Annotated in this window: 13 protein-coding genes; 1 reads left to right on the forward strand and 12 read right to left on the reverse strand. The window is 53.3% G+C overall.

The window, feature by feature from the left end; all coding sequences use genetic code 11:
* Window positions 1–101 precede the first annotated feature (101 nt).
* On the reverse strand, window positions 102–515 hold the full coding sequence (locus tag FEF65_RS05190) for a VOC family protein (protein WP_138238740.1): 414 nt from the start codon (window positions 513–515) through the stop codon (window positions 102–104).
* 271 nt (window positions 516–786) lie between these two features.
* Window positions 787–1056, reverse strand: a complete 270-nt coding sequence (locus FEF65_RS05195; protein ID WP_138238741.1) for a hypothetical protein — start codon at window positions 1054–1056, stop codon at window positions 787–789.
* Between the two features lie 661 nt (window positions 1057–1717).
* Between FEF65_RS05195 and FEF65_RS05200 the strand changes: the two genes are divergently transcribed.
* Window positions 1718–3313 (forward strand): ABC-F family ATPase, encoded by a 1596-nt coding sequence (locus tag FEF65_RS05200; protein ID WP_138238742.1) that lies wholly within the window; start codon window positions 1718–1720, stop codon window positions 3311–3313.
* A gap of 867 nt (window positions 3314–4180) precedes the next feature.
* Here FEF65_RS05200 and FEF65_RS05205 read toward each other — a convergent pair.
* The 10 genes from FEF65_RS05205 to FEF65_RS05250 form a co-directional block, all read right to left on the reverse strand.
* Window positions 4181–4951 carry a ParA family protein gene (locus FEF65_RS05205; RefSeq protein ID WP_138238743.1) on the reverse strand — a complete coding sequence of 257 codons (771 nt, stop codon included), beginning with the start codon at window positions 4949–4951 and terminating at the stop codon, window positions 4181–4183.
* Between the two features lie 190 nt (window positions 4952–5141).
* Window positions 5142–7763, reverse strand: a complete 2622-nt coding sequence (alaS, locus tag FEF65_RS05210) for an alanine--tRNA ligase (protein ID WP_138238744.1) — start codon at window positions 7761–7763, stop codon at window positions 5142–5144.
* Window positions 7764–7780: 17 nt separating this feature from the next.
* Window positions 7781–8239 (reverse strand): regulatory protein RecX, encoded by a 459-nt coding sequence (locus tag FEF65_RS05215; protein WP_238701197.1) that lies wholly within the window; start codon window positions 8237–8239, stop codon window positions 7781–7783.
* 4 nt (window positions 8240–8243) lie between these two features.
* Entirely contained in the window at window positions 8244–9269 is a 1026-nt protein-coding gene (gene recA / locus FEF65_RS05220; RefSeq protein WP_138238745.1) for a recombinase RecA, read from the reverse strand.
* Window positions 9270–9282: 13 nt separating this feature from the next.
* Window positions 9283–9879, reverse strand: coding sequence for an RNA 2',3'-cyclic phosphodiesterase (gene thpR, locus FEF65_RS05225; RefSeq protein ID WP_138238746.1), 597 nt, complete (start codon window positions 9877–9879; stop codon window positions 9283–9285).
* Window positions 9880–9969: 90 nt separating this feature from the next.
* Window positions 9970–11487 (reverse strand): alanine/glycine:cation symporter family protein, encoded by a 1518-nt coding sequence (locus FEF65_RS05230; RefSeq protein WP_138238747.1) that lies wholly within the window; start codon window positions 11485–11487, stop codon window positions 9970–9972.
* Window positions 11488–11631: 144 nt separating this feature from the next.
* Complete coding sequence (locus FEF65_RS05235) at window positions 11632–13491, reverse strand: ATP-dependent DNA helicase (protein ID WP_138238748.1); 1860 nt, start codon at window positions 13489–13491, stop codon at window positions 11632–11634.
* Window positions 13488–14390, reverse strand: coding sequence for an ABC transporter ATP-binding protein (locus FEF65_RS05240; protein ID WP_238701211.1), 903 nt, complete (start codon window positions 14388–14390; stop codon window positions 13488–13490). Before FEF65_RS05240 ends, FEF65_RS05235 begins: the two co-directional genes overlap by 4 nt.
* Window positions 14391–14437: 47 nt before the next feature.
* Window positions 14438–15406 (reverse strand): ABC transporter ATP-binding protein, encoded by a 969-nt coding sequence (locus tag FEF65_RS05245; RefSeq protein WP_138238750.1) that lies wholly within the window; start codon window positions 15404–15406, stop codon window positions 14438–14440.
* A 302-nt stretch (window positions 15407–15708) separates the two neighbouring features.
* Window positions 15709–20532, reverse strand: a complete 4824-nt coding sequence (locus tag FEF65_RS05250; protein ID WP_138238751.1) for a PAS domain S-box protein — start codon at window positions 20530–20532, stop codon at window positions 15709–15711.
* Window positions 20533–20540: the final 8 nt, after the last annotated feature.

Genomic DNA, 20540 nt, shown 5'->3' on the forward strand with positions numbered 1-20540 from the left:
GCAGCAGAGCCAACCCGCGGCACATGCAGACTGCCCCCTACAACCTGCTGCAGTGATCGAATACGATGCAACGATTGCATCTCACCCGACAAATATTGTCGCTACTGTTCAGCACCCTGTCCCGGCCAGATGAACTCGATTCGGATGCCTCCCGGTTCATAGCACATCATATGCATGGCAGGGCCCTCTCGAAGCAGCTCCGGTGCAAATTCAATCACACATCGATGATCGACCAGATGCTGATGCAGCGCTTCCAGCGCCGGCTGATCGGCAACCTGTAACGCCAGATGATGCAGCCCGATATGAGACCTTCTGTCAAACGGATGAACCAGCCCACCTTTTGCCGCCCAAAGCGTCAGCATGATCACACCATCACTGACAAAAATGGCCGGATACTTTTGATCGCGTCGCACTTCTTTCCAGCCGAGCAAACGAATAAAAAACTCAGCACTTACCTCCGGATCGGCCACCGTCAGACCGATATGATGAACTCCATGTGTGACTGCTGCTGTCATAACTCATCCTGTATGATCGATCACTATTTTCGATCTGCTTATGCTGATCTCGTAAATAGTCCAAACCGGACTTTTTACTCTACCCCTATAGGGAAGCGCTGAGTCATTCGGCGCTTCCGAGCGAGCCATGGACGGCTCGTCAAATCAGATACGTAAGTGCCTTATTTGTAAGAAAAGACAAAACCACACGTTTGTCTTTTCGAACTGATTTTTACCTGGATGGCAATAAATCAGCATCTACATAGGCACGATGATGACTTATGACCCGTCATCATTCCCTGTGGCGAAATTTGAATATCAGGGCAAGCATGGTTACGCAGCAGCTCGTACCGAATATTGAAACAGCCACCATCATCCACTGCTCAAGATGGACGTAATAAGCAGCAAATGCCGCCGAAGCAGCGGCAAAAACAAGCCATTGCAGCAATGAGAGACCATCCACTTCCCGCGTTTTAAAGGTGATACGCAACTGGTCGACAAATCCCAGTGTGAATGACAGTGCGGCTGCAGAACCAAGCAACTGCCAAAGATCAATATTCATACAACTTCCACTCCAATACCGGGTCATCCCGTCTGTCGGGCAGTATGGCAGCGACCATGACTTCTTCCAGCTGCAACTTGAAATGAGTCGCTGAATGCAAGCATTCACGATTGCCACACGCCCTCTCTTTCAGCCAATGTCACCGTTCTTATTTTTACCTCTCCTGCGTGCATGAAACATCTTGAAGCAGCCCTGCATATCTGGTATAAATACACCTGTTGAAGGACATGTCTGACAGTAAGGAGGATACAATGCTTGGTAGACATCAACACACCTCACCTGAGGAAACCACTCTCATTACAGTTGAGTGGAAGTCTCGTCATCAGTGGCATATTCATGCCAAAAGGCGCTTGAAGAGAGCCATGAACAAGCGAATGAGACAAGCCCTGAAGATCGAGGCCTTGCAGGATCTCTCCCCTGTCAATTGATCTCACCTGATACACCGTCAGAAAGCCATCCGCCCGGGTGGCTTTTCTGTTTCCCCAAAACAGGAATGTGCCGATTGTTTCGCCTGCTGCCAGCCACATGGACAGCAGTGGTATAAAGAATTAATTTCATAGCATAGCACTGCACTTGTATATCTCATGTCCGCCACTAAGCTGCGCAACCTCTCAATGCCATACAGATGCATGGTAAATCTTTTTCACAAACGGACCTCACCTTGATTTCTACATCCGGCATTACAATGCAATTCGGGGATAAGCCCCTGTTCGAAAATATTTCGGTCAAGTTTGGTGACGGCAATCGATATGGCCTGATCGGCGCCAATGGTTGCGGCAAATCAACACTGATGAAAATTCTCGGTGGTGATCTTGTACCGACATCGGGAACCGTGAACATCGATCAGCATGAGCGCCTCGGCAAGCTGCGCCAGGATCACTTTGCATTTGAAGAATATACCGTTCTTGATACTGTGATGATGGGGCACGAAAAGCTTTGGAAGATTAAGGCTGAACGCGAACAGCTCTACGCTCAGAGCGAATTAAGTGAAGAAGATGGCATGCGTGCAGGTGAGCTGGAAAGCGAGTTTGCCGATCTGGATGGCTACAGTGCAGAGCCAAATGCCGGCGACCTGCTGATCAGTATGGGTGTTGATGTGGATGATCACTATCGACTGATGAAATCGATCTCCCCCGGTCAGAAGTTGCGCGTATTGCTGGCGCAGGCGCTGTTTGGAGATCCCGAAGTCATCCTGCTTGATGAACCGACCAACAACCTCGATATCAATGCCATTCGCTGGCTTGAAGGTGTCATCAACGAGCGCAAAAGTACGATGATTATCATTTCACATGATCGTCACTTTCTTAACAGTGTATGCACCCATATGGCCGACCTGGATTATGGCGAGCTGCGCATTTATCCGGGCAACTATGATGATTATATGGAAGCGGCAGCCCTTGTTCAGCAGCAACTTTTGGCCAGAAATGCCAAGAAAACCGAAGAGATCCAGCAGCTTCAGGCATTTGTCCGGCGCTTCTCTGCCAATGCTTCAAAGGCGACACAGGCCCAGTCTCGTGCCAAAAAACTGGATAAGATCACGCTTGATGAGGTGAAACCATCCAGTCGGGTCAGCCCCTTCATGCGCTTTACCGAGGATAAGAAGCTGTTTCGAGTTGCACTCAAGCTGGTTGAACTGAGTAAGGGCTATGAACCTGGTCACCTGTTGTTTGAAAATTTCGACCTGACCGTCAATGTGGGTGAACGTGTAGCCGTTATCGGCTCCAACGGCATTGGCAAGACCACGCTGCTGCGCTGTCTGGCCGGCGACCTTGAGCCCACCAGCGGAACGATCAAGTGGTCGGAAAATGTGAATATCGGCTACTATCCTCAGGACCACTCAGCTGACTTCGCCGAAGATCTGACACTGTTTGACTGGATGGCTCAGTGGAAGAAGAAGGAATTCGGGGAACAGGAGGTTCGCGGCAACCTGGGACGAATGCTCTTTTCACAGAATGATATCAAGAAAACAGTAAAGAAACTCTCCGGTGGTGAAAAAGGCCGCATGCTGTTTGGCAAGTTCATGTTCCAGAACCCCAATGTCATGCTGCTCGACGAACCGACCAACCATATGGACATGGAGTTTATCGAGGCACTCAACACAGCTCTGGAGCAGTATCCGGGCACCCTGATTTTTGTCAGCCATGATCGTGAACTGATCTCTTCAGTCGCAACACGCATTATCGAACTCACACCCGAAGGCATTGTCGACTACCATGGTACCTATGAGGAATACCTGAACAGTCAGGGGATCAATTAGGGAGATGCTGATTTATTGCCAGGATGGCAATAAATCAGTTCGCAAAGGCAAAAGCGTGACAAAGAGGCAGGAAGCCGACTGGACGGCCATCGGCCGCCCGAAGGGCGAGGGCATGATGCCCGAGTCATTTTGTCTTTGCTTACAAATGAAACACTTACGCGTCTGATTTGACTCGCTGTATCCTGCAGCTCAGCGGATGGCGGAAAGCCCGTCCGCTGAGCTATCCATGCCCCACCCGGAGAAGCCGGAACCATCAGCGATTTCTTTGGCCCCATCCAATTTTACTCTGTCCCTGTTGAAATAGTCATTCAAGTATACATAGACGGGGATGCGCTGATGCACTGCCATCCTGGCAATCCATCAGTTCGTAACATCGCTCTAACCTCTCATATATGCACAGGCAAGAGAGACCGTTGATGTCTGACTCTTTTGATAAAATAATCATTCCTCTGGTAGATTGACGCACGCGTGATGCCTTATTTCTACGACCATCCTTCACATCAGGACCTGCAACAGAAACTGGCATCCACACACATGTGCAACACACAGCAAAAAAGACCCTATTGATTTACCGACAACACCATCTCTGACCCTATTGAATTATACATGGGAAGATCATACAGCAAAAAGTCGTATGCACCGACATGAAGCTGCGCTTCACTTTATCCCTGCCGGATAAAGATCCGGATCAGAAATAAGAGACGTTTGGACGTTGACGTCATCTTGGTATGGATCGTGCATCACCCGAATAGGCTCACACCCTGCAGATTTTCGCCAGGGCTCTTGCATCATGGAAACATGATCATTCACCCCATCTGCCTTATCGAATCACGGCAGCCGAAAGCAATGGCGTCAGACCCTACTGATTCAACATGATCTGGAAGACTGCGGCGAAGGAGACAATCCTGATTTTTTACACACTTCCTGCCATAAGGCCATGTAGGCCGTGCCCGCTCGCCCATGAGGGGCATAGGCCGCGACCGGCTCTCTTCGCTCAGCCATCTGTTCAACTTCACTGGCATAGGGAACAAAGGCTTCGAGCATCCAGGACTGTGCGCGCAACGACGACTCGATCACATCATTGTGTAATTTTTTGCGTCGATCCACCATCGTCAGAAATGCCAGTAACTGCAGATCTTTAATGGCATGTTCTTTCCGAAAATCGATCAGCATTTTCAGCGTACGAAGGGAGAGTATGGATGGCAGCGTTGGTACAACCAGCATATCTGCAGCCCGGAAAACTGCTTCGGAAAGCAATGATAATCCGGGCGGACAATCAAGAATGACAATATCGTAATCCTGCTTCAGCGGCTTGAGCACCTTTTGCAAACGGTTAAGCGGCTGTTTTTCATCATGCAAGAGAACATCAACATTGCGATAGGAGAAATCTGCAGGCAACAGGTCCAGTCCATCATAGGAGGTGGAGCGAATAATATCCGCGGCATCCGACTTCCCCCGCAGCAAGCGCTTGCCATGTGCCCTCCCCTGTACCCTGAAGCAGTAACCTGCCGCTCCCTGAGAGTCGAGATCCCACAACAGCGTGCGCCTCCCTTCGCGGGAGGACAACCAGGCAAGATTCACTGCCGTCGTTGTTTTGCCTACTCCACCCTTAATATTGTAAGAGGCAATCACACGCATAGTTACTCCTTGGGGAGGCGCTGATTCAGTCAGCGCTTCCGTGCGGGCATGGAAAGCCGCCACAATCCGGCAGGATAGCCGGACGGGACAGACCTCAGAGCCCGGTGAGCTAAATGCAGCAAGTCAAATCGAGCGCATAAGTGCTTACTGACTTTTGCCTGGAGAGCAATATATCAGTATCGCCTTATGGTTATCCCCGGTTACTCAACACTCCTGCAACCGAGGCCAAAGCCTCAGCCAGCTTACCCGGCTCAGTGCCACCCGCCATCGCCATATCGGGTTTTCCACCACCCTTGCCGCCGCAAATCATCGCGACTTCACGGACAATATTGCCCGCATGGAAACGGCCAACCAGATCGGCTGTGACACCGGCAACCAGCTGCACCTTCTGCTCATTTTTCATGCCGAATACCAGTACACCGGACTTCAGCTTGTTCTTCGCCTTATCCATAAAGTCGCGCATATCCTGGACATCCGAAACTTCGGTTGCCAGAAGTTTGACCCCATTGATCTCAACAGCCTGTTTGATCAAATCATCGAGCATCCCTGTCGACTGTCTGGCTCGCAGCGAGGTCAACTCTTTTTCGGTCTCTTTGAGTTTACCCTGCAAAGTGGCAACAGCTTCAGCCGCCTCAAACGGGCGTACTTTCAACTGGCCGGCTGTTTCCGCCAGCACATCGAGATCGGCAACCAGACTCTGGTAAGCCGCAGCCCCCGTCACTGCCTCAATTCGACGCACACCGGCTGCAATGCCGACTTCAGAGATGATACGGAACGGGCCGATATCACCGGTAGCCGAAACATGGGTACCGCCACACAGCTCGGTAGAGAATCCGGCCGATACGACGCGAACTTCATCGCCATATTTCTCGCCGAACAGCGCCATCGCCCCTGAGGCAATCGCCTCATCCTGAGACATCAGACGGGTATCCACCACATCATTGGCCCAGATAGCAGCATTGACACGTGCCTCAATCTCTTTCCGTTCAGTATCGGAAACAGGCTGAAAGTGATTGAAATCAAAGCGTAATCTCTGGTCATTCACAAGCGAGCCGGCCTGTTTGACATGATCTCCGAGCACGCTGCGCAATACGGCATGCATCAGGTGCGTGGCGGTATGATTGCGGCGGATGGCCATGCGTCTGGATTCATCAATGGCAAAGTGAGCCACCTGACCACTGCTGAAGGTACCACTGACCACTTTACCGATATGAACAAACAGGTCAGACAACATTTTTTTAGTATCACTGACCTGGAACACGGCATCACCCATCGTGATGACACCGGTATCGCCCGCCTGACCACCGGACTCGGCATAAAACGGTGTTTGATTGGCAACCAGCCACGCTTCATCACCGGCCTGCAGCGAGTCAGCCATCTCTCCATCACGGATCAAACCGGTAATGACACCCTCGGATACCTGTGTCGTATAGCCGACGAACTCCGTTGGGCCATGGTGCTCACGCAGTTCAAATACCGCCTTCGGCAGAGCTGATTCTCCACTTCCACCCCATGCGGCACGAGCCCGTTGCCGCTGCACTTCCATACAGGAGGTAAAGCCGTCCATATCCAGTCCGACATTCCGCCCTTTAAGAATATCAGCGGTCAGATCGGTCGGGAAGCCATAGGTATCATACAGTGCAAACAGGGTTTCGCCCGGGATGGTGCCGCCTTCACCGGCATCGGCTGCAGCCTGTTCAACAAGCTTCAACCCTTTATCCAGCGTATTGATAAAGCGCTCTTCTTCAATGCGGATCACCTGCATCACATTTGCCTGGCTCTCTTTCAGCTCGGCAAAGTGATCCCCCATCTGACGAACCAGCGCTTCGACCAGTTTATAGATAAATGCCTCATGCATGCCGAGTAAACGACCATGACGGCAGGCACGACGCAGAATGCGGCGCAGCACAAAACCACGCCCTTCATTACTTGGCAATACGCCATCCGCCAACAAAAATGAGACCGAACGCAAATGATCGGCAAGCACACGCAGGGACACATCGGATTCGTTGCTATCGCCAAGGCGAACACCGGTCAGATCACCGGCGGCTTCGATCAGCCCGCGAAACAGATCAATATCGTAATTGTTATGAACGCCCTGCATGACAGCTGAAATTCGCTCAAGCCCCATACCGGTATCCACGCTCGGTTTGGGCAACGGATTCAGGGTACCATCTTCTTCACGGTTGAACTGCATGAATACAAGGTTCCAGATTTCGATGAAACGATCCCCATCCTCTTCCGGTGTTCCGGGAGGACCTCCGGCAACTTCCTCGCCATGGTCGTAGAAAATCTCGGAGCAAGGGCCGCATGGGCCGGTATCACCCATCGACCAGAAGTTATCCTTGGCACCGATACGGGCGATTTTATCGGTCGGAATACCGACCTCTTTCGTCCAGATATCATAGGCTTCATCATCTTCTTCGAAGACGGTTACAAATAACCGCTCCGGATCAAGCTTCAACTCAACCGTCAGAAATTCCCATGCATAGTCGATCGCTTCACGCTTGAAGTAGTCACCAAAAGAGAAGTTGCCCAGCATCTCGAAAAAGGTGTGATGACGGGCTGTGTGGCCGACGTTTTCCAGGTCATTGTGCTTGCCGCCTGCGCGCACACACTTCTGACTCGTCGCAGCTGTGACATACGGACGCGTTTCATGGCCGAGAAAGACCTGTTTGAACTGCACCATACCGGCGTTGGTGAACATCAGACTGGGATCACCATGAGGAACCAGCGAGCTGGAATCCAGCACGGTATGTCCCTTCCCTGCAAAATAATCGAGAAACTTGTTACGTATTTCCGATGTTCTCATGCCCTTCCTCTTTCGGATCAGTTATCAAACTGCTCATGCGTATCATTCATGACGCGCAGAATCGTAGCAGTATTAAAGCCCTTGTTCTGCAAAAAACGAGCGTGTCGCTGCCAGATGCGGCTATCACCGCGATAGAGCCCCTGCGGATCACGCCTGCTCAACAGCTCCCTGCAGGCACTATCGGCATCAAATGACGCCTCGGCCTCAGCCAGAGCAATTGCCAGCGCTGTTTCATTTACACCCTTGCGACGCGCCTTCATGGCCGCCACCCGGGGGGTCTCCCCCCTTTTTACCCGGGAACGGATGGACACCTCGGCAAAACGCTCTTCGCTGAGGTAGCCATCCGCAAGCAGGCGGTTCAGCACAGATGTCACTGCATCCGCAGCATGACCTTTATCTATCAGTCTGCCACGCAACTCAACCGTACAGTACTCCCGCATTGCCAGCATGCGCATTGCGGCACTGTAGGCTGCCATCTCATCACTGTTCAGAGTGATCAGCCTCTTTCGTCGCTTTTCTTTCAATCAGTCCCAGCTGTTCACGAACACCGGCCTCAATCTGATCAAGCATTTCCGGGCGCTCTTTCAGATAGGTAATCGCATTATCCCTGCCCTGACCGATACGCTCACTACCACAGGCATACCAGGCACCGCTCTTGTTCACCATCCCGTACTGCACGCCCATATCGAGCACTTCGCCTGCATGGGACACACCTTCGCCATACATGATCGAGAACTGTGCCTGCTTGAATGGTGGTGCAACCTTGTTTTTCACCACCTTGACCTTGGTGTCATTACCGAGCACCTCTTCGCCCTTCTTGATGCTGCCGACACGGCGTACATCAATACGGACAGAGGCATAAAACTTCAGCGCATTACCACCGGTGGTGGTCTCAGGATTACCGAACATCACACCGATCTTCATACGAATCTGATTGATGAAAATGATGGTGGTATTGGAACGGGAGATGGAGCCGGTCAGCTTGCGCAAAGCCTGGCTCATCAGGCGCGCCTGCAAGCCCATGTGCGAATCGCCCATGTCACCCTCGAGCTCAGCCTTGGGGGTCAGTGCGGCAACAGAGTCGACAATAATAATATCGACCGCGCCTGAACGAGTCAGCATATCAACAATTTCCAGCGCCTGCTCACCGGAGTCAGGCTGCGACACCAGCAAATTATCCACATCCACGCCAAGTTTTTCGGCATAGATCGGATCCAGTGCATGCTCAGCATCGACAAATGCCGCCTGCCCGCCCAGACGCTGGGCCTCTGCCACAGCATGCAATGCAAGTGTAGTTTTACCGGATGACTCCGGTCCGTAAATTTCAATCACACGGCCGCGCGGATAACCACCCACACCCAGTGCCGCATCCAATGCCAGAGAGCCACTGGGAATCACATCCACGGCAACCCGGGCCTGGTCGCCAAGACGCATAACGGTACCTTTGCCGAACTGTCGCTCAATTTGTCCCAGCGCTGTTTCCAGCGCCTTGGTTTTATCTGACATCTTATCCCCTCACTCAGGCATGCCTGTTGGCACGTCCTGATAATTGAAATGTTTCCAGCCGCCGATACTGCGCACCTTCGGCGTGTAAAACTGACTGAAACAGGCAGAACCGGCCGGCTGTCCATGCCAGCTCCGGAAGTTGCGGCAATGCCTGTAAATCCGGTGCGGCAAAAAATGCGCCATGATCACTCCTGCATCGCGCCAGCGTAATATGACCGCGAAACGGTGCCTCTCCTGCAGTATGTTTGCGAACGGTAGCATGTCCAGCCTGTCTGCAACAACGGGCAAGATTCCTCATGGCACCACTTTCGGCAACATCATCCACCCCGGCCCAGAATACATGCGGTCGCTGCGGTCGGGGGAACACACCAAAGCCGCTGCAACATAGTTTTAATGGCGGCGAAACCGCTGCACATGCAGCAAGTGATTCGGCCAGATCATCGATATCTCTGCCAGCAACCTCACCAAAATAGGCCAGGGTCAGATGCCACCCGGCGGGTTTGACCTGACGCCAGTACTGCGGGTCAAAATGCTTGCCAGCAAGCAGCCACCATTCGGCAAGCTCCGCCTCTACATCAGGAGAAATCTCTACTGCAGCAAACAGCCTCATGACATCAGCATGGAGCCTACCCCCCACCACTTTTCATTTAACGCACATGCAATGCGCCCGATCATCTTCCGCCACCATGATGACTGTTCATCATCGGGGTTCAACCTCACGGTCCAGTTCGCCACTGCGCAATCGGGCAAGATATTCCTTCAGGGCAAACGCCACCTTTCCCTGTAACAGGTAGAGAGCCAGCAGATTCGGAAATGCCATTGCGAGCAGAAGAAGGTCGGAAAAATCAAGTATGTTTCCGGCACTGACCAGCGACGCGAGCACAATAAACATCAGAAAAATGATGCGATAAACCATTGAGTAACGCTCCCCAAACACATAGGTCCAGCAGCGCTCCCCGTAATAAGACCAGGAAATCATCGTCGAGTAGGCAAACAGTACCACAGAAACCGATAGAATGATCGGGAACCAGGAGATCACCGAACCAAATGCAACGGCTGTCAATGCAGCCCCTTTGCTCGCCTCAACCAGAGCATGATGCTCAGGCGCGTTGTAAACCCCGGTCAGAACAATCACCAGCGCCGTCATCGTACAGATGATGATTGTATCGATAAAAGGCTCATAAAGCGCCACAAACCCCTGCCGGATCGGATAGCGCACGGATGCTGCCGAGTGCGCAATGGCGGCCGAACCGATACCTGCTTCACTTGAAAAAGCCGCACGCTTAAAGCCTTGCACAATCACGCCAATCACACCGCCCGCTACTGCCGTGGGAGCAAATGCCTCGCTGATAATCATAACAAATGCGCCCGGCAGCTCTGATGCATGCGAGAGAATGATCCACAGGCAGGCCGAGAGGTAAATCAGCACCATGGTTGGCACAATCGCTTCGGCGGCCTGAGCAATACGGCGAATGCCGCCAATAATCACAAGACCGACGGCACCGGCCATAAATACGCCGAATACCCAGGGGTAGGTACTGAAAAATGGAATTTCGTTTTGTACGGCCCCCAGTGCCTGGGAGACCTGAAATGCATTTCCACCACCGAATGAGGCACATACACAGAGAACAGCAAACAAGAGTGCCAGCATCCGCCCCGTCGTTGCCATGCCTTTCTCGGCAAAACCTTTGGAGAGATACTCCATCGCCCCGCCCATCACGCGTCCGTCAGGCCGGAACTCGCGGTACATCTGGGCCAACGTAACTTCGGTAAATTTCGCTGTCATGCCAAAAAAGCCGGCAACAATCATCCAGAATGTTGCCCCTGGCCCACCAATACTCACCGCAATGGCTACACCGGCAATATTACCGAGTCCGACTGTCGCAGAGAGAGCAGCACTGAGCGCCTGAAACGGTGAAACCTCACCCTTATCCTCAGTTGATTGGTATTTACCACGAATAATATTGAAGGCATGCCCCATCATCCGGACATTGATAAAGCCAAAACGACAGGTCAGGTAAATGGCTCCAACCACCAGCCAGGCAACGATAAACGGCACCGCTGCCTCTCCCGGCATGACATCATGAAAAAGCACACTGGCAAGATAACCGTTCAGAAGCCCGAAAAAGGCATCCACATCCGGAGCGACCTCTGCTTCGCCAAAGGCGACGCCGGCAGGCAGCAGCAGTAATAGAGATAATCCCAGCAACCGTTTCATATTCCCTCCAGCCACAGCGTTAACCCTGCCGAAAGAGCCCTGCCACGAAAAGCTTTCCGCTCTTTACCGGGGTCAGGTCTTGATTTGCTAATTTTTTAGCAAATCAAGACCTGACCCCGGTGCACCCGAGAACAACTGTTTGCATCATTGCTCCTGCTCTTCGAAAAACCAGCGTACATCGGCAAGGTCGGCACGGATCGGAGCAGCGGGTAAATTGGCCACTGCCACACGGCCATATGCCTTCTGATAAAGGCGGGAGTCGAGCAATGCCATCACACCACGATCATGTTCACTGCGAATAAGACGCCCCGCCCCCTGCCGAAGGGTTGCAATCGCTTCAGGAAGCTGGATATCCCTGAAACCATTCCCGCCCTCCTCCTCACATCGTTTGATACGCGCCTGCAGCAAGGGATCATTGGGAGGAGAAAACGGCATTTTGTCGATAATCACCATACTCAACGATTCACCGGGGACATCCACCCCCTCCCAAAAACTGCGCGTCCCGCACAAAACCGAATGAGTGTCCCTGCGAAACACATCGAGAATCGCATCCCGGCTGCCCGACTCCCCCTGAATCAACACCTCCCATGGCAATCGCCTCGCCAGTTCGGGCGCCACCTTGCGCAGCATCGACCAGGCCGTGAACAATACAAATGCCCTTCCCTGCGAAGCTCGCAACAGGGTTTCAATTTCATCAATCATGATCTCAAGTGCTGCAGGTGAGCGGGCATCCGGCATATGGCGTGGCAGATATATCAGTGCCTGACGCCCGTAATCAAATGGGGAGGGATGAAACACCTCCTCAGCTTGTTCAATCCCCAGTCGCTTGCGGGCATACTCAAATGAGCCGGACACTCGCAATGTCGCTGAAAGCAAGACAAACGCTGCCGGTCGGTCCCACAGATATTGAGCCAACACCGGCCCTGTTTCAACCGGAGCTACGGTATGCCGGCACTGCTCGCCCTCACCCTCCGACCATCCGACAAAACCGGCCGCCGGTTGCCGAACCAGCGCGATCTCTTCAGCCAGCAGTTCAGCCCGTTCAGCCAGCTTGGTCAGTGCCTCGCTACGCTCACGTCGCGAATCGGCCAGTGGTAATACCACCGACCATGCCTTGTCCAGCTCATCCAATCCCTGCAGATAGGCATCCAGTACGATGCGCCCCTGCTCGAGAAACTCTTTTTTGAGCGCCGGCTCATCGCCCATTTCATCCAGTTCGGCCTGCATATCATTCAGCCACTGAATGAAACGCATACGGGTCAACTGTACCCCGAAATGCTGACCGGCAAGTTGCGGAAGCGAATGGGCCTCATCAAGTACATACGCATCAAAATCCGGTAACACCTCACCAAAATCCCCTGACTTCAGCGCAGCATCAGCCAGCAACAGGCTGTGATTGGTCACAACAATATCAGCTCCCTGCGCTTTTTGCCGCGCCTTCATCAAAGGACAGTGCTCAAACTCTGCGCAACGGGAGCCGCTACACTGATCGGCCGTTGCCGTCACCATCGCACCAATACCTTTGGCGAACGGATCAAATGACAAACCGGACAGATCTCCGTCACGTGTTTTATGCGACCACTCCAACACCTTGAGCATGCTTTTCTGGGCCCACATCTCCAGCTGATGACTGGCGAGATAGGTTTTCAACCGCTCCGGACAGAGATAATTGGAGCGCCCTTTCAGCAAAGCTACTCGTCGCTGAACACCAAGAGCCTTCTGTACCGCAGGCAAATCTCGGTGCACCAGCTGATCCTGCAGTGCACGGGTATGAGTCGAGATCAGAATCTTGTCAGCCGATCGCAGAGCCGGAATCAAATAGGCGAGGGTTTTTCCTGTCCCCGTTTCAGCCTCTGCCAATAGTCGGCTCCCCTGATCGATACAGCGGGCGATTTCATCGGCAAGGGAGATCTGTTCCTGCCTGCGACCATAACCGGGCAGCTTTTTATCCAGCACCCCGCCTTCCTGAAAATCGAGGGCAACACGTTCAGGCAGCTTTTTCATGCCGGCTGGCACGGATGCAAACAGGCAAACCCTGCCTGGTTAAGAGCACCATCAAATGCAGCACAATCCGGCTGGCTGAACGGGCAACGAGGCTGGAATGGGCAGCCCGTTGCTGCGACCCCCTCATCTGCTCCGGCAGGCAGATGAATATTTTGCCGCTGCGACGGGTGATCAATCGGCCGGGCATCCAGCAATGCCCGGGTATAGGGGTGCCGGCAATGAGAAAAAACCGCCTCGGATGTGCCTGTCTCCACAACTCTGCCGGCGAACATCACAGCAAGCCGGTCAGCGATGTGACGCACCACCGAAAGGTCGTGCGAAATAAACAGGTATGAGAGCCCTTTATCCTGCTGCAGCCTGTTCAGAAGATTAAGGATCTGGGCCTGCACTGACACATCAAGCGCCGACACCGGTTCATCCAGCACCAGTACACGCGGCTCCACAATCAATGCCCTGGCAATGCCGATGCGCTGACGCTGACCACCGGAAAACTGATGCGGATAACGATCCATACCCGAGGCATCAAGGCCGCACAGCGACAGCGTCTCCGCCACTCGCTCGCGACGCTGACTCGCTGAAAGATGGCTAAAATGAATCCTGAGCCCCTCACCGACTGATTCACCGATTTTCATCCGCGGATTCAGTGAAGCGAACGGATCCTGAAATACCATCTGAATATGATGACGACGGCTGCGCAAGGCATGCTGGCTCAGATGGGTGATATCCTCACCATCCCAGAAGATCCGACCTGAGTCGGCGGGTAACAAGCCCATGGCCATACGTGCAACTGTCGACTTGCCGCTCCCCGATTCACCGACAATCGCCAGCGTCTCTCCGGCAGCAAGTTCAAACGAAACATCACTCACCGCCTTTTTTTTCTCGCCGCTCACAGCAAACATACTGCCGGAGCTGAAACTTTTATGCAGATGTTGAATCGCCAGCACGCTCATCGCACCACCTCACCGGCATGAACACAGCGAGCCACATGCGTCTGCTGCCGCCATGCGTCTGCTGCAACCGGTTGTTCACAGGCTGCATCTGCCAGCGGACAGCGCTCGGCAAAACGACATCCCGAGGGCCAGCGACCCGGCTGCGGGACCTGGCCGGCAATCACAGTTAGCTCCCCGCTATCAGCAGACAAACCCGGCCGACAACTCATCAGCGCGCGCGTATAGGGATGAGCCGGATGGTCGAAAATCTCATGCACCGAGCCTGCCTCGACCACCTGACCGGCATACATCACCGCCACATCATCGCACATCTCCGCCACCAGACCGAAATCATGCGTCACCAGCAATAACCCCAGATTACGCTGCTTCTGCAGATTCAGCAGCAACGCGATAATCCGTTTCTGTACCGATACATCCAGTGCAGTCGTCGGCTCATCGGCAATGATATAATCAGGATCAGCTGCCATAGCCATGGCGATCAATACACGCTGACGCATACCGCCCGACAGGGCATCGGGATATTGTGACAGCAACTGCTCAGCCTGCTGCATTCCCACCGCCTGCAACAGTGTGGTCGCCCTCTCTTTTGCCTGTCGCTTATCGAGTTTCAGGTGTAAACGGATCACCTCAATCAGCTGACTACCGATTGTAAATACCGGGTTCAATGCCGTCATCGGCTCCTGAAATACCATTGCCAGACGGCTGCCGCGAATGCGGCGCATGGCCTCGTCATCCATATCAAACAGGCTGATGCCATCAAGGCGGATATCACCGGCTGTTCTCTCCACGCCCTGATATTCACCAAGGCGGAGCATGGCCTGTGCTGTCAGCGATTTGCCACAACCGGACTCACCGACAAGCCCGAGTACACGGCCTTCTTTCAGCGTCAGGGAAACGCCGGAAACAGCTTCAACACGGCGCCCCTGAACCGATACGGAAAGAGAAAGAGCAGATACTTCAATCATCGCGGCAGTTTGACCGATGGTCTCGCGGCTTTCCAGGCTTTTAGATCACCAGGGCAGCTGCTGACCCATTGTCATCCGGCCAAGGATCAGCGTCTGTTTAGGGAGATGCTTATGTATTGCCACCCTGGCAAAAATCAGTCCGAAAAGATAAAAGCGTGGCTTTTCCTTTATTTACAAATCAAACACTTACGTGCCTGATTTGACTCGCGGCATCCTGCAGCTCATCTGGCAACGGCAAAGCCGTCCAGTCCGGCGATCCTGCCGGATTATGGCATCCGCCCATGGCCCGCTCGAGAGCCGAATTAATCAGCGCTTTCCTGGCCGATTGTGGCTTGAATCAACTGCAACAGCTCGGGGATTTTCACCGGCTTTTGCAGGGATTCACTGTGGCTGATGGCGCGTGCAGCCTCCATTTGCGTGCTTTCACCATATCCGGTTTGAAAAATAATAGGTACGTGCTCGTCCATGCACCTGATTTCGGAAGCTGCGGCCACGCCCCCCTTGTTCGGCATCACCACGTCCATCAGCACAAGATCTATCTCGTGCCGGTAACGACGATACATCTCCACAGCCTGCTCGCCATCATGCGCTTCCCTGACAGAGAAACCATTGTGGCGCAGCACCTCGGCCAGCACCTTGCGCAACTTCTCCTCATCATCCACAAGCAGCAGCCCCTTGCCCTGCCCGTTCACCTGAGCATCCACCGTTGAGGACTGCCTTGCGACACCGGCCTCACTCAACGGCAAATAGACAGATATCGTCGTTCCCTGACCTTCATGGCTGTCCACATGAATGACACCGCCATGGTTCTGAACCGCGCCATAGACCATGGCCAGCCCCAATCCCGTACCTTCACCTACAGCACGGGTCGTAAAAAACGGATCAAAAATATGTTCGAGATGCTCCCCGGCGATACCGCAACCATTATCCGTGCAGCGCACGCAACACCATGCCTGAACATGGCCATCACCAGATACCTCCGGCAAAGCATCGGGCGCATCCAAACTGAGTTGAATGGATATTTCCGGTGACTCAACATCATGCACCGCATGCCGCGCATTGGTCACAAGATTAAGCAACACCTGCTGCAGCTGTGTGGCATCGCCGCGAACCCATACCCCCCCTTTCTCAGGGTACTCCAGCCTGCTGGCAATATTTTCCGGCAGCGACGCCAATGCCAGCTTATACGCTTCCTTGATAAAGGTGCGCAGATCCATTTCCACCATTTCAGGGCGATCCTTGCGGGCAAATGTCAGCATCTGCTGAATCATCTTTGCACCGTGCTGAATGGTGGACTCCATTTCACGGGTTCGTTTGACGATTTCCCGATCTTCTTTATGACGCATACGCAGCAAATAAAGGTTGCCGATCAGACCAGCGAGAAGATTATTAAAGTCATGGGCAATACCACCGGCCATCACGCCGATCGACTCCATTTTCTGGGACTGCATCATCTTTTTCTGCAATTCCTCGGATGTACTCAAATCTTCATGCACCACAACAAAGTGGGTCGTTTCTTCACGCTCATTAAATATCGGCGCCACCGAAAGATAAACGGGGAAGATCGTACCATCCCTGCGATGATCGAGCATACGACCTGACCACGGCATGCCTTGCTGCAGCGTATCCCAGAACTGCCGGTATATTTCCGGTGTCTTTTCCATACAGCTTAAAATAGGCGGCTTGCGCCCCAGAGCCTCCTCAGCGCTATAGCCGCTGTTTTCAACAAAGGCGGGGTTCACGTACACAACCACACCATCCGCATCGGTAATGATGATGCTCTCATTAACTGCCGCCACGGCACTTTCTAGCAGACGCATCTGCTCTTCATTCCGTACACGCTGGGTGATATCGCGTCCGACTCCGAGCACACCGACAATATGCCCCGTATCATCCCGCATCGGTGTTTTCACTGTCTCCAGCAGTGCCCGATGCCCGTCCGAGGCAAAAGTCACCCACTCTTCATTCATCCTCGGTACGCCGGCAGCCATGGCTTCACGGTCATTGAGACGAAAAAACTCGGCCAGTTCACTATTTACATAATCAAAATCGGTCTTACCGACAATCTCCGCTTCGCTGGCGCCGAAGAACTGTTCGAACCGGGTATTGCAACCAAGGTATACTCCATCCTGGTCTTTCAGCCAGATCAGATCGGGAACAGCCTGAACCAGCGCCTTGAGCTTGCCCTCACTGATCTTTAGCGCCTCCATGGTTTTGAGCATGCCGCTCTCCTGGATGGCCAGTGACACCTGGGTTGCCATATCGGCGACAAATGCAACCTCATCGGCAAACCACTGCCGCTGCGCACTGATATGCTCACAGCACAAAACGCCGGCCACTTTACCTTCCAGGCGAATGGCTGAATCAAGCATGGAAACAATATCAAGCGGCTTCAGATAGCTGTCTGCAAACTCACTGGTACGCGGATCACTACAGGCATCCGATGCATCAATGGCGCGGCCATCTGTAAGTGCTGCAAAGTAGGCAGGATAATCTGCCGCAGCCAGCGCCATGCCATCACTGTGACTCTGCCTGTCCTGTTCATAAAGGTTGCGACACACAAGCGAACGTCCATGGTCTGACAACAGCCAGATACTGACCCTATCCGCCTTTAATGTGGATGCGACAAGCTCACAAATCACCTGCATCTTTTCAGTTAGCGGAACGCTCTGCGGAACCGAAGCAACCGAAACAATGCTCTTCTGATGCATTTTCAGGCGTTCGCCATACGCCTTCCGCTCACACTCGGCAGTCAGCATATCCGAGATATCACGGGCCATTCCGGCCGTTCCGCTCACTTGCCCGCCAGCATCAAAAATTGGTGATTTATAGGTTTCAAACCACCGGCTGCTGCCATCCGGTTGCATGACCTGCTCATGCACTGTTTTTGAACAACCGGATTCCATCACTTCCCGGTCATCATCAAGATAGCCCTCAGCCATCGGCCGTGGCCAGAGGTCAAAGTCCGATTTTCCGGTCACCGCAGCAGCATCCGCTACTCCGCACAGCCTGGCAAACTGCTCATTCACCGCCAGGAATCGCCCATGGCGATCCTTCAGCCAGGCGATAAACGGGAGATTATTGAGCATGGCCTGCAGTGCTGCACGATCCCCCTCTGCCTGGTCCAATGCGGCAGACAACTTCTCCTCAACCTGCTTGCGGGCAGAAATGTCATGCATAATAGCACGAGCCGCGATGACCTTCCCATCCGCATCAAACTGTGGCGTTGCTGCAATTTCGACGTGGACAGGCTCACCACTTCTGGTCTGGAAAACAGTCTCATAACCACTAAACGGTTGCCCTGACAAAACCTTGCCTACAGCCATGATACATGCCGATCGGAAAGCAGGAGCCACCAGTTCCAGAATGGAGCGACCAACGAGCTCATGATATTCATAGCCAAAGCGCTCTAGCTCGGCCCTGTTCATATCAGTAATCCGCCCTTCAGCGTCGGTTATGTGAATCATATCCAGCGCATCATCAAACAGACTGCGATATTTTTTCTCACTGAGCTCCAGCTGGTGCTGAGCCGTGCGATAAGCGGTAATATCACGGGCTACTCCAAGCACCCCGATGATCGCACCGGATTCATCATGCACTGCCGTTTTGACCGTTTCCAGACACACCTCATGCCCGTCATCAGCGAAGATAACATGCTCTTCATTGACTATCGGTCCTGTCTCCTGCATGGCCTGCCGGTCATGTTCAGCAAAACGGGCTGCCAGCACCGGGTCGACAAGCTCTGCATCTGTGCGTCCAATAATGCTCTCTTTGGGACGCCCGTACACGCGCTCAACCATACTGTTACAAAACAGGTAGCGACCCGCCTCATCCTTCATAAAGATGGAATCGGAAACCGTATTAAGAATCGCCTCCAGTCGCTGGCGACTCGACTGTAACTCCTGTGCCGCCAGCTGATTTCTGGTCACATCCAGCCAGGAGCCCACCATTTCAATCGGATGATTCTGAGTGTCGGTAATGACTCTTGCATGATCGAGAATCCAGACCCATGCGCCTGACTTGCTGCGCAGGCGATATGTAAGATCCTGCTCTCCGCTTTGAAGAATGCTTTGCAGGCAACGGCTCACGGCATCGATATCGTCAGGATGTATGTGTGCCTGCCACCAGCCAGGCTGGCGCCACTCCTCATCACAATAGCCAAGCATGGTGCGGATTTTAGGACTGAAGTAGGTCGGCACCCATCTCCCCCCATCCGTATCAGCATGATACTCACAGCGATACAGGACAGCCGGAGAGATTGAGACAATCCGCTCAAGCTCGGCTTTTTCCACCAGCAGCTGCTGGCTCTTGATCAGCTGCTGCTCCGTTCGTGCATGCAGCTTCTTGAAATGGCTGATGCGACGGGCCTCCAGCCCACGGATCACATCAAACTGTGTGAGTATGCCGGCGGTACTCCCATCCGTAGCGGTAATGACCACCCTGCGGATACCGGCATTGCGCATCATCTCGGATGCCTCCAGCAGCGAGGAACCAACCGGCAAGGTGACCAGCGGCGATGTCATGACGCCGGCCACTGGTACCGTTGCCAGCTGGCAATGTGAAGCAATCATTTTGGCGGAATCCCTTTCGGTAAAGATCCCCACCGGCTGCTGTTCCTGTTCAATAATAACGCAACTGATTCCTTTCCTGTTCATCTGCGTCATTGCATCCAGCACCGAAGCATCAAGCCCGATGGTGACAACGTGATCGCTCATCTCCTCTTCAACGAGTTTGGCTTTCATGAAGTCGTCCATGGAAACGGCCTGAATCATGTCGGTAAACGTGACCAACCCATCCAGCAATCCATCCGGCGTGACGGTCACCAGATGCCGGATATGATGATCGATCAGAAAATCAAAGGCCTCGTAGATACTCTGGTTTACAGAGACAGTGACCGGTGGATGCGTGATAAACTCCCCCACCATGATCCTGTCGACATCCAGTTGCAGGCTACCTGCGCGCACCAGATCAGCCTCAGTGACAAGCGAAACGGGACGCCCCTCGATGACGGCGACAATGCAGCTGATCTGATGGCTCGCCATCAGATCAGCTGCTGTAGCTATCGTCGTCTCAGGTGTAATCGTCAACACATTGCGGGTCACGATATCGGCAATCGTCAAACTCATACGCGAGG

The organism is Mariprofundus erugo (assembly GCF_005818865.1).
In the GTDB taxonomy this organism is placed as follows: domain Bacteria; phylum Pseudomonadota; class Zetaproteobacteria; order Mariprofundales; family Mariprofundaceae; genus Mariprofundus; species Mariprofundus erugo.